The organism is Xanthobacter autotrophicus, from assembly GCF_029991245.1.
Classification (GTDB): domain Bacteria; phylum Pseudomonadota; class Alphaproteobacteria; order Rhizobiales; family Xanthobacteraceae; genus Xanthobacter; species Xanthobacter autotrophicus_C.
On the sequence record NZ_JAIVFO010000129.1, the window covers coordinates 1 to 13,281 of the forward strand.

General features: G+C 69.4%; 9 protein-coding genes. 6 read left to right on the plus strand and 3 right to left on the minus strand.

What is annotated here, in order from left to right; genetic code table 11:
• On the plus strand, nt 1-1,321 hold a 1,321-nt coding region (locus tag K9U41_RS18025), incomplete at its 5' end, for an HlyD family type I secretion periplasmic adaptor subunit (protein WP_282642257.1).
• Nucleotides 1,322-1,554: 233 nt separating this feature from the next.
• A complete protein-coding gene (locus K9U41_RS18030; RefSeq protein WP_282642258.1) occupies nt 1,555-2,190 on the plus strand; it encodes a glutathione S-transferase family protein in 636 nt (211 codons plus the stop codon).
• 139 nt (nt 2,191-2,329) lie between these two features.
• On the opposite strand, the gene K9U41_RS18035 is transcribed toward K9U41_RS18030, so the two are convergent.
• A complete protein-coding gene (locus tag K9U41_RS18035; RefSeq protein ID WP_282642259.1) occupies nt 2,330-4,612 on the minus strand; it encodes an NADP-dependent malic enzyme in 2,283 nt (760 codons plus the stop codon).
• Between the two features lie 150 nt (nt 4,613-4,762).
• Between K9U41_RS18035 and K9U41_RS18040 the strand changes: the two genes are divergently transcribed.
• A complete protein-coding gene (locus K9U41_RS18040) occupies nt 4,763-6,814 on the plus strand; it encodes a hypothetical protein (protein WP_282642260.1) in 2,052 nt (683 codons plus the stop codon).
• A gap of 162 nt (nt 6,815-6,976) precedes the next feature.
• On the opposite strand, the gene K9U41_RS18045 is transcribed toward K9U41_RS18040, so the two are convergent.
• Nucleotides 6,977-7,399: a DUF2059 domain-containing protein gene (locus tag K9U41_RS18045; protein ID WP_282642261.1), complete on the minus strand. Its 423-nt coding sequence runs from the start codon at nt 7,397-7,399 to the stop codon at nt 6,977-6,979.
• Nucleotides 7,400-7,498: 99 nt separating this feature from the next.
• Nucleotides 7,499-9,385, minus strand: coding sequence for an aspartate--tRNA ligase (aspS, locus tag K9U41_RS18050; RefSeq protein ID WP_282642262.1), 1,887 nt, complete (start codon nt 9,383-9,385; stop codon nt 7,499-7,501).
• Nucleotides 9,386-9,683: 298 nt separating this feature from the next.
• Between aspS and K9U41_RS18055 the strand changes: the two genes are divergently transcribed.
• Genes K9U41_RS18055 through rnd form a run of 3 tightly spaced genes read left to right on the plus strand, consistent with a single transcriptional unit; the run spans nt 9,684 to nt 13,207 of the window.
• Nucleotides 9,684-11,189, plus strand: coding sequence for a diguanylate cyclase domain-containing protein (locus tag K9U41_RS18055; RefSeq protein WP_282642263.1), 1,506 nt, complete (start codon nt 9,684-9,686; stop codon nt 11,187-11,189).
• Nucleotides 11,146-12,003 (plus strand): putative bifunctional diguanylate cyclase/phosphodiesterase, encoded by an 858-nt coding sequence (locus tag K9U41_RS18060; protein WP_282642264.1) that lies wholly within the window; start codon nt 11,146-11,148, stop codon nt 12,001-12,003. The genes K9U41_RS18055 and K9U41_RS18060 overlap by 44 nt, the downstream gene beginning before the upstream one ends.
• 55 nt (nt 12,004-12,058) lie before the next feature.
• Entirely contained in the window at nt 12,059-13,207 is a 1,149-nt protein-coding gene (gene rnd, locus K9U41_RS18065; protein ID WP_282642265.1) for a ribonuclease D, read from the plus strand.
• Nucleotides 13,208-13,281: the final 74 nt, after the last annotated feature.

Here is a 13,281-nt window from a genome sequence, read left to right on the forward strand (position 1 = left end):
CGACAGCCCCCCGGGCGCGCCCCCGCCGCCGTCGAGCAACTATCACGCCATGGCGCGCATCGGCTACGCCGTCATCGCCTTCACCTTCCTTGGCGTCAGCGGCTGGGCGGCGCTGGCGCGGGTGGACAGTGCCGTCATCGCCCCCGGCGTGGTGGCGGTGGAAAGCAAGCGACAGGTGGTGCAGCACCTGGAAGGCGGCATTGTCACCGAAATCCTCGTCAGGGAAGGCGAGGAGGTGGTGAAGGACCAGGTGCTGTTCCGCCTCGACCCGACCCAGTCCAAGGCCAGCGACGACACCGCCCTGGCCCAGCTGCGCGCCGCCCTCGCGCTGGAGGCGCGGCTGGTGGCCGAGCGGGACGAGCGGGAGGAGATCACCTTTCCCGACGACCTCCTCGCCAACGCCGGCCTGCCCATGGTGCGCGACGCCATGGCCGACCAGCTCACCCAGTTCCGCGACCGGCGCGCCGCCTTCAAGAGCCAGACCGGCATCCTGGAAAGCCGCGCCGAGCAGTCCGGCCACGAGATCGAGGGCCTCACCCAGGAGCGGCTTTCCGCCGAGCAGCAGCTGGTGTTCATCGACGACGAGCTGGATTCCCTGCGCCAGCTGGAGCAGAAGCGGCTGGTGAACAAGTCCCGCGTCTCGCAGATCGAGCGGGAGAAGGCACGGCTCGAAGGCATGGTCGGACGCAACACCGCCGACACCGCGAAGGTGCGCGGCGCCATCGGCGAACTCACCATGCAGGTCTCCCAGCTGCGCCAGCAGCGGGCCGAGGACATCGGCAAGCAATTGCTGGAGGCCCGCCAGAAGATCGCCGAGCTGAACGAGAAGGTGCGGGTGACACGCAACGTGCTGGGGCGCATCGACATCCGCGCGCCCCGCGGCGGCATGGTGCAGAACATCAATGCCCGCGCCTACACGGTTGGCGCGGTGGCGCGGCCGGGCGACACCCTGCTGGAGATCGTGCCCCTGGACGAGCCCCTGGTGGTGGATGCCCAGGTGCCGGTGCAGGACATCGACCGCCTGAAGAAGGGCGACGCGGTGGAGGTACGCTTCCCCGCCTTCCACGACCGCACCACGCCCATGGTCATGGGCAAGCTGAAGTCCGTCTCCCGCGACCGGCTGGTGGACGAAACCACCCACCAGCCCTATTTCCTCGCGCGGGTGGCGGTCGCCGAAACCGACATCCCGCCGCAGCTCAAGCAGCGCCTCGTGCCCGGCATGAACGCGGAAGTCGCCTTCTATGTGGGCGAACGCTCCGTTCTGAGCTATCTGGTGCGGCCCCTCACCGATGCCCTCTCCCGCTCCTTCACGGAGCGCTGATATACCCTTCCGGCGGAAGCTTCCGTCACCGCTCGGGCTCGGTCCAACCCGCCACCGGGCCTGCCCCGGAGCGAGGGCATGGCCAGGGCTGGGGAGCCGCATTCATCGGCCATGGGCAGAGAACCCACGCGGTCCCGGCGAAGCTCTCCCGGCTCCGGCCAGGGACGGGGACCGCCGGCATGAGGCGGGGCGGGGCCACCACCCCCGAAGCCATTCGGGAAAAGGAGACTGGGATGCTGAAGATCTGGGGCCGGCTGAATTCGGTGAACGTGGAAAAGGTGGTGTGGTGCGCGCGGGAGCTGTCGATCCCGTTCGAGCGCATGGACGCGGGCGGCGTCTTCGGCCTCGTGGACACGCCCGCCTTCCGCGCCCTCAACCCCTACGGCCGGGTTCCGGTGATCGAGGACGACGGCTTCGTGCTGTGGGAGTCCAACGCCATCGTGCGCTATCTCTGCGCCGGCCACGGCCTGGGCACGCTGATGCCGGAAGACCTGCGCCTGCGCGCCGATGCCGAGCGCTGGATGGACTTCCAGCTGAGCGCGGTGGCGCCCGTGCTCTCGCCGGTGTTCCGCGGCCTAGTGCGCACCAGGCCGGAGGCCCGCGACATGACCGTCATCACCCGCGCCTTCGGCGAGTTGAAGGACGCGCTGGCTGTGGCGGACGGCACGCTGGCGACGCGCACCTATCTCGTGGACGAGCGCTTTACCATGGCCGATATTCCGCTCGCCAGCGCCTGCCACCGCTGGTTCAACCTGCCGCTGGACGGCGTGGCGCTGGACCGCCCCGATTTCCCGCACCTGTTGGCCTGGTATGAGCGGCTGAAGGCCCGCCCGATCGCAGCCGAACTCATGGTGCTGCCCCTGACCTGAGCCGGATGCACTTCGGCTGTTGCCGAGGGGGCGCTGCCACGCGAGGTGCCACGTGCAGCCGCCCGGAAACCGGAGCCGGAAACATCCGGCTCCGGAGCTGGGGAGGGCGAGACGTCAGAGGGTCACAACGGGCCGTCGCTCACTCTACGGTCTGCGCCTCGGCCACCGCGACCGCCGTCATGTTGACGATGCCGCGGGCGGTGATGGACGGACCGAGGATGTGCGCGGGCTTCGCCGTGCCCATCAGGATCGGTCCCACCGGCAGCGCATCACCCAGCACCTTCAGCATGTTGAAGGCGATGTCGGCGGCGTCGAGATCGGGCATCACCAGCACATTGGCCATGCCCTGCAGGCTCGAATGCGGGAAGCTGTGGCGGCGGATGTCCTCCACCAGGGCCGCATCCGCCTGCATCTCGCCGTCCACCTGAAGGCCGGGCTCACGGTCGCGCACGATGGAAAGCGCCGCCCGCACCCTCTTGGCCGAGAGCGTCTCGTGGCTGCCGAAGTTGGAGTGCGAGAGCAGCGCCACCCGCGGCTGAAGGCCGAAGCGGCGGACGTGGGCGGCGGCCAGCACCGTCATTTCGGCAAGGTCGGCGGCGGTGGGTTCGGTCTGGATCTGGGTGTCGCAGATGAAGAAGTTGCCCCTGGGGGTGATGAGCAGCGACAGGGCCGCCAGTTCCTTCACCCCCGGCGCGAGGCCGATGATGTCGCGCACCTGGCGCAGGTGGCGGGTGAAGCGGCCCTCGATGCCGCACAGCATGGCGTCCGCCTCGCCGCGACGCACCATGAGGGCGGCGATCACGGTGGGATGGGTGCGCACCAGGGTGCGGGCGGCATCCGGCGTCACGCCGCGGCGGCCGGCCACCTCCACATAGTCCCGCACATAGTCGCGGTAGCGCGGATCGTCTTCCGGGTTGATGAGGTCGAAATCCTGCCCCGGCCGGATCGAGAGGCCGAAGCGCTTGAGCCGCGCCTCGAGCACGGTGGGGCGGGCCACCAGCGTGGCGCGGGCGATGCCCTCCTCCACCACCGCCTGGACGGCGCGCAGCACCCGCTCGTCCTCGCCCTCGGCATAGACCACCCGCTTCATGCTGCGCTTCGCCTGGGCGAACAGCGGCCGCATGATGAAGCCGGAGCGGAACACGAAATGGTCCAGCCGCTCGATATAGGCATCCATGTCGGCGATGGGCCGGGTGGCGATGCCGGTGTCCATGGCCGCCTTCGCCACCGCCGGCGCGATGCGCAGGATGAGGCGCGGATCGAACGGCGAGGGAATGAGCGAATCGGCGCCGAACGAGCGGGTCTCGCCGCCATAGGCGCGGGCCACCACGTCGGACGGGGTCTCGCGGGCGAGCGCCGCGATGGCCTCCACCGCGGCCATCTTCATCTCGGCGTTGATGTCGGTCGCCCCCACGTCCAGCGCCCCGCGGAAGATGTAGGGGAAGCACAGGACGTTGTTGACCTGGTTGGGGAAGTCCGAGCGGCCGGTGCAGATCATGGCGTCGGGGCGCGCCTCGCGGGCAAGCTCGGGCATGATTTCCGGGGTGGGGTTGGCCAGGGCGAGGATGAGCGGGTGGTCCGCCATCTTCTTCACCATCTCCGGCTTCAGCACGCCGCCGGCGGAGAGGCCGAGGAAGATGTGCGCGCCCTCGATCACCTCGTCCAGGGTCCGCTTGTCGGTCTTCTGGGCGAACTTCTCCTTGTAGGGATCCATGAGAGTGTTGCGGCCGTCATAGACCACGCCCTCGATGTCGCAGACCCAGATGTTCTCCTTCTTGGCGCCCAGCGTCAGGAGCAGGTTGAGCGAGGCGAGGGCGGCCGCACCGGCGCCCGAGGCGACGATCTTCAGCTCCTCGATCTTGCGGTTGCCCACTTCCATGGCGTTGCGCACCGCTGCGCCGACGATGATGGCCGTGCCGTGCTGGTCGTCGTGGAAGACCGGAATCTTCATGCGCTCGCGCAGCTGGGCTTCCACCTCGAAGCACTCGGGGGCCTTGATGTCTTCCAGGTTGATGCCGCCGAAGGTCGGCTCCAGCGCGCTGATGACGTCGACCATGCGCTCGACGGTCTTGGCGTCGATTTCGATGTCGAACACGTCGATGCCGGAGAACTTCTTGAACAGGACGGCCTTGCCCTCCATCACCGGCTTGCCGGCGAGCGGGCCGATGTCGCCGAGGCCGAGCACGGCGGTGCCGTTGGACACCACGGCGACGAGATTGGCACGGATGGTCAGTTCCGCTGCCTGGAGCGGATCGGCGGCGATGGCTTCGCAGGCGGCGGCAACGCCGGGGGAATAGGCGAGCGCGAGATCGCGCTGGTTGCCGAGGGGCTTGGTGGCCTGGATCTCCAGCTTACCCGGCTTCGGCAGGCGATGATAGACGAGCGCCCCGGAACGCAGATCCTCGGAAATGTTGGACGCCATATCCCCTCCCCCTCCTCGAGCCCGCCGGCTCGGCAAAACGGGCTGCAACCTAGCCGCCACGCTCTCCCATGTCACGGGCCGGAACGAAAATTGAGGTATGTTGCACGTGCGTGACACGACTCGGCCGGACGGCGGAGGAAAGGACGGAACATGAGCAGAAAATTCGGCCTTCGGATCGCCGGCGCGATCGGCCTTGTGGCCGTGCTCTGTGTCGCCGGCTGGTACGGCTTCCTCGCATGGTCGCGCACCAAGGTCCGCGCGGAGGTGGACGCCGTGTTCGCCGGCATCAGGGACACCGGGGCGAAAGCCTCTTTCACTGACGCCGCCTTTGATCCCAAGGAGATGGGCATCACCGTCACCGGCATTTCCATCGTCTCCCCGGACGGGGCGGCACGGGTGAAGGTGGACCGCCTCTCCGCCCGCGGCGGCGAGCGGCCCAACGACCGCCGCGTGGCGGTGGACGCCCTCGACCTCGACGGCGTGGAGATCGCCCTGACCGGCGAAGCCGCCGCCGGCGGCACCATCACCTACACCCTGCCCCAGGTGATGATCGACCGCTACAACGGCCCCCTGTCGCTGGTCGCCGCCGGCGAGGGCAATGGCCCCTTCGGCGCGCTGCGGGTGGCGCTGCGCCAGCTCGCGGCCACCACCGCCGCCAAGGTGACCATTCCCGAGGCCCGCGGTCGCATCGCGCCGGCGGACGCCGCACCCACCGAGTTTACCTACCGCAACCTTGCCGCCGAAGGCGTGAATGCCGGGCTCATCCGCAGCATGGTGGTGGACACCATCACCTTCTCCTTCCCGTTGCCCTCCCTGCCCGCGGCCCAGATCGGCGGCGGCGCGAAGAATGCCGCGCCGGACAAGACCGCGCCCAGCCGGGCCACGGCGCAGATCGACGGCTACGTGGCGGCGCAGATCGATACCGCCCCGTTCCTGCTCATGACCCAGCCCGGCGGCCCCTCCGGCAAGGCGGCGGAGACCTACGGCCGCATCGTCGGCAAGGTGGTGACCGGCCCCTACAAGATGACGCAGGAGAACGGCCTGACCCAAGGCGCCCAGTCCATTCTGCTGGAGAACATGGCCATCCGGCCCGCGTCCTTCGACGCCCAGCGCATCGCCACCTTCGACGCCCTGGGTCGCAAGGCCCCCGACCTGTCACCGGAGGAGAGCCGGCGCTTCATCGAGGTGACGCGCGATCTCGTCGGCGGGCTCGCCTTCACCACTTACGCCGTCACCAACGCCACCAGCGAGCAGCAGGGCGCGAAGGGCAAGGTCGCCACCGTGCGGCTGGAGGGCCTCGCCAACGGGGTGCTGGACGGCGCCACCCTCGAAGGCGTGGAGGGCGTCACCCCCGGCGGCGGCGCGGCGAAGATGGCCCGGTTCGCCGTGCGCCAGCTCGATTTCAACCAGCTGACCCGGCTCGCCGCCGAGGCGGACGCGCCCTCGCCCTTGTCGGCGCTGGTGCTGTTCAAGGTCTTTTCCGGCGTGGAGATGAAGGGCCTCGAAGTGCCCTATGGCGAGGGACCGCAAAGCAGCGAGCCGGTGAAGATCGGCACCTTCGCCCTGTCCTGGGGCGGCTCGCTGGGGGCCCTGCCCTCCTACCTGGACTTCACCCTCGCCGACGTGTCCGGCCCCATCCATGCCGACGACGGCGAGCCCTTCACCTATCTGGTGGGGGCCGGCATCAACCGGGCCACCATCTCCATGGGACTGAAGGCGGCCTACGACATCAACGACCGCACCCTCACCATCGCCCCGGTGACCACCGAGGTGAAGGACGCCTTCCGCGTGAACCTGGAGAGCACGCTGGCGGACGTGCCCGATGCCGCCTTCACCGACGCCGCCGGCTTCGTCTCCGCCCTGCCCGCGGTGGCGGCGGGGCCGGTGAAGGTGACGCTGACGGATCTCGGCCTCGCCAAGCTCATGTTCGCCCAGATGGCCGCAGCCTCCGGCGTGAGCGAGGACGAGTATCGCAACGAGGTGGTGGCGCTGGCGGAAGACTTCGCCGCCGAACTTGAGGCCGTCTCGCCGGACGCGGCGGTGGTGGGCGCGGCGGTGGTGGCCTTCCTGCGCAAGCCCGGCACCCTGACGGTGACGGCGACCCCCAAGGGCCGGGTGCCGCTGCTGGCGCTCGCGGGTTCGGACGACCCCTCGGTGGTGCTGGAGGCGTTCACCTTCTCCGCGACGGCGACGGCGCCCTGAGGCGGCTGGCTGCGCACTCCAGACACGGGCCTTAAAGCCCTCTCCCGCAGCGAGGCCGGATGTTTCCGGCCTCGGGCGGGGAACAGACCGCTGCGCGGCCCTCTCCCCCGCAAGCGGGAGAGGGAGGCGCCCATCACCTGCGGAGCGGGGAGGACGGGCGGCTCATTTCCCACCTGGCGGCGTGTTGAGCAGCACCACCAGCTTCATGATCTGCTGCTGGATGGCGGCATTCACCTCCGCCGGCTTCTGCTCCTCCACCCGCACCATCTTCAGCCCGAGCGGGCTCTGGTAGAAGGCCACGAGGTCTTTCAGTTCCGCAGGCGTGAAGGCCTTCGCATAATAGGCCGCGAAGGTGGCCATGAGGTCCTCGCGGATGCCGGCGGACGTCTTCAGGAGATCGGCGCGGGCTTCGGCCTGCTTTTCGGCGGGCTGCTTCTCCACCGCCTGGGCGATCATGCGGTCGATCCGGCTTTCCATGCCGGGCGCGACCGCCAGATTCACCGCCTGGCGCGCCAGCGCCGCCGCCCCATCATCCGCCACGGCCGCGACCGGAGACAGCAGGGCCGCAACCACAAGCCAAGGCACCACACGACCTGAAAGCACGCACCGCATCGGCATTCCTCCCCGGGAACGGCCGATGCGTCGCGCGCGCCCGGTCCTGCGCTCCCGCAGGAAAGGCTATACCTATTTCGCCTGCGGCGCCGAGCGGATGTGAAGCTCGCGCAGCTGCTTGGGCGCGGCCTCGGCAGGGGCGCCCATGAGCAGGTCGATGGCCTGCTGGTTCATGGGGAAGAGCGAGATTTCGCGCAAATTGGTCACGCCGCACAGCAGCATCACGATGCGGTCCACGCCCGCCGCCATGCCGCCGTGGGGCGGGGCGCCATACTGGAACGCGCGGTACATGCCGCCGAAGCGCTCCTCCACCGTCTCGGCGCCATAGCCGGCGATCTCGAACGCCTTCACCATGGCCTCGGGGCGATGGTTGCGGATGCCGCCGGAGGCGATCTCGTAGCCGTTGCAGGCGATGTCGTACTGGAACGCCTTGATGGTCAGCGGGTCCTGCCCGTTCAGCGCATCGAGGCCGCCCTGGGGCATGGAGAAGGGGTTGTGGGAGAAGTCGACCTTCTTGTCGTCCTCATTCCACTCATACATGGGGAAGTCGACGATCCAGGCCAGCTCGAAGCGGTCCTTGTCGATGAGGTTCAGCTCCTCGCCCACCTTGGTGCGGGCAAGGCCGGCGAACTTCACGAACTTGTCCGGGTCGCCGGCGACGAAGAAGGCGGCATCGCCCGCCTTGAGATCGAGCTGGGCGCGGATCGCCTCGGTGCGCTCGGGACCGATGTTGTTGGCCAGCGGCCCGACACCTTCAATCGCCTCAGCATACTTTGCGTACAGCTGCTCAGCTAGATCGGTTTGGCCATTCGCCACGGCCTTCTGGATTCCAGCATCTAGGAGTTGCCAATCTACATCCGAAAGGCCGTCGCTTTTCCTCCGCCACATGATGTAGCCCAGCCCCGGCTGGCCCTCGCCCTGGGCCCAGCTGTTCATGCGGTCGCAGAAGGCGCGCGAGCCGCCGCCGGGGGCCGGGATGGCCCACACCTCGTTCTTCTCCACCTCCAGCATGCGGGCGAACACCTTGAAGCCCGAGCCGCGGAAATGGTCCGACACGTTCTGCATCACCAGCGGGTTGCGCAGGTCCGGCTTGTCGGTGCCATACTTGCGCAGGGCCTCCGCATAGGGAATGCGCGGCCAGTTCTGCGTCACCGGCTTGCCTTCGGCGAACTGCTCGAACACCCCGGTGATCACCGGCTCCACCGCCGCGAAGATGTCCTCCTGCTCGACGAAGCTCATCTCCAGGTCGAGCTGGTAGAACTCGCCGGGCAGGCGGTCAGCGCGGGGGTCCTCGTCGCGGAAGCAGGGGGCGATCTGGAAGTAGCGGTCGAAGCCGCTCATCATGATCAGCTGCTTGTACTGCTGCGGCGCCTGCGGCAGCGCGTAGAACTTGCCGGGGTGAAGGCGGCTCGGCACCAGGAAGTCGCGCGCGCCCTCCGGCGAGGAGGCGGTGAGGATGGGGGTCTGGAACTCGAAGAAGCCCTGCCCCTTCATGCGCGCGCGCATGGCATCGATGATGGCGCCCCGCGTCATGATGTTGCGGTGGAGCTTTTCCCGCCGCAGGTCGAGGAAGCGGTAGCGCAGGCGCGTCTCTTCCGGATATTCCACGTCGCCGAACACGGGCAGGGGCAGCTCGGCCGAGGGGCCCAGCACTTCCAGCTCGGCGGCGTAGACCTCCACGGCGCCGGTGGCGAGGTCGGGATTCTGCGTGCCCTCGGGGCGCAGGCGCACCTTGCCGTCGATGCGGATCACCCATTCGGCGCGCACCTTCTCGGCGTCCCTGAAGGCGGCGCTGTCGGGGTCCACCACCACCTGGGTCAGGCCATAATGGTCGCGCAGGTCGATGAAGAGCACGCCGCCGTGGTCGCGGATGCGGTGGCACCAGCCGGAGAGGCGCACGATATCACCCACCTGGGCGGTCGAAAGCGCGCCGCAAGTATGGGAGCGGTAACGGTGCATGGGTCGCCCTTTCAAGGCTGAACAGAGAGGCGCGGGGACCCGTGGGCCCGGTGTCCGGACGCCCCGCGCGCAGCCAGATGGGCGCGCGCCGGACGCCTGAGGCCCCCTTTGTCCCGGGCGCGGCGTCTCCGCGCGCCACGGCACGAAAGTCCGCGTCTGAGGCGGGGCGAAGGTGCATGCGCCCCGCCCCTTGTCAAGCATCCTGTCCGTTTCGGCGGGTTTGTGGCCATGTTGAAAAACGCTGAGATCGTGCGTTAATGCTGCAGTGCGGCGCATGGCGAGCGGGGGCGAAGCCGGCATGGACACGCCAGGGGGCGGGGAAGCAACGCCGGACAAGGCGGAGCGGCTGAACCGGCGCAAATCGGTGCCGCCGGTGATCATCGCGGTGCTGCTGATCCTGTGCATCGTCGCCGCGACAGCCTCATTCGTCCGGACGGCGCGGCGGGACGGCATCGACGATCGCCGCCGCGAGCTGGCCAACCTTGCCCTGACCCTGGCGGAGCAGACCGCGCGGGTGTTCCAGGGCCTGGAATTCGTCCAGGACGACCTGATCGGCCATATGAGCGAACAGGCGGTCGAAAGCCGGGCCCAGCTCCACGCCATCATGGGCACGCACGCCGTCCACCTCCTGCTGCGGGCGCGAATGTCCGCGTTGCCGCAGGTGGACTGGTTCTCCATCGTCGACGACGCCGGGCAGCTTGTGAACGCCTCCCGGACCTGGCCGATCCCGGACGTCAACATTTCCGATCGCGACGCCTTCCGCGTGCTCTCCGCCCCGCATGGGCCGGACGTGTTCATCGGAGAGCCGGCGGCCAGCCCCAGGACCGGCCGCATCGCCATCCCCCTCGCCACCCGTTTCACCGCCCGCGACGGCCGCTTCCTCGGCCTGGTGCAGGGCGCGCTGGAGCAGTCCTACCTGGAGCGCTTCTACGGGGCCATCCAGCTCGGCCACAGCGGCATGATCGCCCTGGTGCGCACCGACGGGACGCTGCTGGCGCGGCATCCCGGCAGCGCCGGCCTCTCCGATCGCGACCCGGCGCTGCGAGCGCGGACCATCAGCGCCGTCTTTGCCGCAGCCACGGACGGTCTCCTGCCCGCCGGCACCCTCGACGATCAGCGGCGCATCGCCGCCCTCCAGCCCCTGCCCCGCCTGCCGCTGGCCATCGAGGTGAGCGACAGCCGCGCCGCCATCGAAGGCGTGCTGTGGCAGCGCGCCATGCCGCTCATCCTCGCCTCGGGGCTGTTGTGCTGCGCCATCGCCCTCATCACCTACGGCGTCGCGCGCCTGATCAAGGGAGAGCGCGCCTTTGCCGCAGCCGAGCACGCCATGGCACGCGTGGACCCGCTGACCGGCCTTGCCAACCGGCTCGCCTTCACCGAGCGCCTCGAGGCCCTGCTCGCGACGCCCGGCGCCCCGCCGGCCTTCTCCCAGCTGGCCTTCTCCCTGCACTGCGTCGATCTCGACGACTTCAAGGCCGTGAACGACACCCTCGGCCACGAAGCCGGCGACCTGCTCCTGACCGAATTCGCCCGGCGCATCCGCGAGCGCCTGGCTCCGGGAGACGCGGCCGCGCGGCTCGGCGGGGACGAATTCGGCATCTTGCGCCTCGGCACCACCTGCGACCGGGAGGCGCTGACATTCGCCCAGGGCATTATCGATACCCTGCGCGAACCGTTCGTCATCGGCCACCACCGGGTCACGGGGGGGATGCAGCATCGGCCTTGCCCTGTCCCCGGCGAACGGAACCAGGGCGGCCCAGTTGCTGCACAATGCCGACCTCGCGCTCTACCGCGCCAAGGGTGACGGGCGCGGGGTCGCGCGGGCCTTCGCCGAGGAGATGGAAGCGAGCGCCCGCGCGCGCCGCACGCTGGAGGCAGACCTGCATGCCGCGTGGCGGGAGCGCCGCTTCACCCTCGCCTATCAGCCGATCTTCGAGGCCACCGGCGGCCGGCTGGCGGGGTTCGAGGCGCTCGCGCGCTGGCCGCATCCCGAACGCGGGCTGGTGCCGCCGGACGTCTTCATCCCCATCACGGAGGAGACCGGCCTCATCCTGCCGCTGGGCGCCTGGGTGCTGCGGGAGGCCTGCCACGCGGCGGCGGGCTGGCCGCCGCACCTGTTCGTGTCGGTGAACCTCTCGCCCCTCCAGTTCCGCGGCGCCCAGACCCACCAGCAGGTGCGCGCCGCCCTGGAGGAGTCCGGCCTGGCGCCGCAGCGCCTCGAACTGGAGATCACCGAATCGACCCTGCTCAAGCAGGGTCCCACGGTGCGGGGCACCCTGGAGCAGCTCGCCGCCGAGGGAATCACCGTCGCCCTCGACGATTTCGGCACCGGCTACTCCTCCCTCGCCTATCTGCACACCCTCAACATCGGCCGCATCAAGGTGGACCGCTCCTTCGTGGACGGCGTGACGCGATGCCCCGAGAGCCTGGCCATCGTGCGGGCCATCGTCGGCCTCGCGCGCACCCTGTCCCTGCGCTGCACCGCCGAGGGCATTGAAACCGAGGCCCAGCGCCGCATCCTGGCGGAAGAAGGCTGCACCCATCTCCAGGGCTTTTTCCTGGGCCGCCCGGGCACCGCGGAGGCCGCCCTCGCCCTGGCACGATCCACCGCCGCCTGACAAAATCGCGCCACATTCCCTTTTCGGGACGGCCCGGCATGGGTATGGTCTGCGGATGGACCCGATCTCCTCGACCGAGGCGCTGGCAGCGGCCTGCGAACGCCTCGCCCGCCACCCTTTCGTCACCGTCGACACGGAATTCCTAAGGGAAACCACCTTCTGGCCGAAGCTCTGCGTGGTGCAGGTCGCCTCGCCGGAAGAAGCCGTGCTCATCGACGCGCTGGCCGACGGGCTCGATCTCGCCCCCTTCTACCGACTCATGGCCAACGAGCGGGTCATGAAGGTGTTCCACGCCGGACGGCAGGACATCGAGATCATCTGGCACCAGGCCCGACTCATTCCGCACCCGGTGTTCGACACCCAGGTGGCGGCGATGGTACTTGGTTATGGTGACAGCATCTCCTACGACCAGCTGGTGCAGCGCGTCACGGGCCACGCCCTCGACAAATCGTCGCGCTTCACCGACTGGTCGCGCCGGCCGCTGAGCCAGGCGCAGATCGTCTATGCCGTCGCCGACGTCACCCATCTGCGCGACATCTACATCAAGCTGACCACGGACCTGGAGGCACGCGGCCGGGCCGAGTGGGTGGGCGAGGAGATGCACGTCCTCACCTCCCCCGCCACCTACGAGCAGCACCCGGACAGCGCCTGGGAACGGCTGAAGTCCCGCGTGCGCAAGCCGCGCGAGCTGGCCGTGCTGGTGGAGGTGGCCGCCTGGCGCGAGCGCGAGGCCCAGACCCGCGACCTGCCCCGCGGCCGCGTGATCAAGGACGAGGTGATCGGCGAGATCGCCGTGCAGCAGCCGCAGACGCCGGAAAAGCTGGCCGAGCTGCGCTCCCTGCCCAAGGGCTTCGAGCGCTCGCGCTACGGCGAGGCGGTGCTGGAAGCGGTGCGGCGAGGCGTTGCCCGTGATCCCAAGGGCCTGCCCCGCATCGAGCGCGACAAGCCGCTGCCCAATGGCGCCAGTGCCACGGTGGAACTGCTGAAGGTGCTGCTGCGCATGACGGCGGAGCAGAATGCGGTGGCCGCCAAGGTGATCGCCACCACCGAGGATTTGGAGCGCATCGCGGTGAGCGACGAGGCGGACGTGCAGGCCCTGAAGGGCTGGCGCCGCGAGCTGTTCGGCGAGCGCGCGCTGGCGCTGAAGGCCGGCCGGCTGGCGCTGGCGGTGGATCACGGCCGGGTCATCGCGGTGGAGAAATAGCTCCAGCCGCTCCCCTCACCCCGGGCGAGGGTCGCCTGCGTTTTGAAGAGTGCGCCCCCACCCCACCCCTCTCC

Bases quoted from the DNA above. Each gene is read 5' to 3' on its own strand.
- K9U41_RS18030 (WP_282642258.1), top strand. From the start codon at position 1,555: ATGCTGAAGATCTGGGGCCGGCTGAATTCGGTGAACGTGGAAAAGGTG.
- K9U41_RS18035 (WP_282642259.1), bottom strand. From the start codon at position 4,612: ATGGCGTCCAACATTTCCGAGGATCTGCGTTCCGGGGCGCTCGTCTAT.
- K9U41_RS18040 (WP_282642260.1), top strand. From the start codon at position 4,763: ATGAGCAGAAAATTCGGCCTTCGGATCGCCGGCGCGATCGGCCTTGTG.
- aspS (WP_282642262.1), bottom strand. From the start codon at position 9,385: ATGCACCGTTACCGCTCCCATACTTGCGGCGCGCTTTCGACCGCCCAG.
- K9U41_RS18055 (WP_282642263.1), top strand. From the start codon at position 9,684: ATGGACACGCCAGGGGGCGGGGAAGCAACGCCGGACAAGGCGGAGCGG.
- rnd (WP_282642265.1), top strand. From the start codon at position 12,059: ATGGACCCGATCTCCTCGACCGAGGCGCTGGCAGCGGCCTGCGAACGC.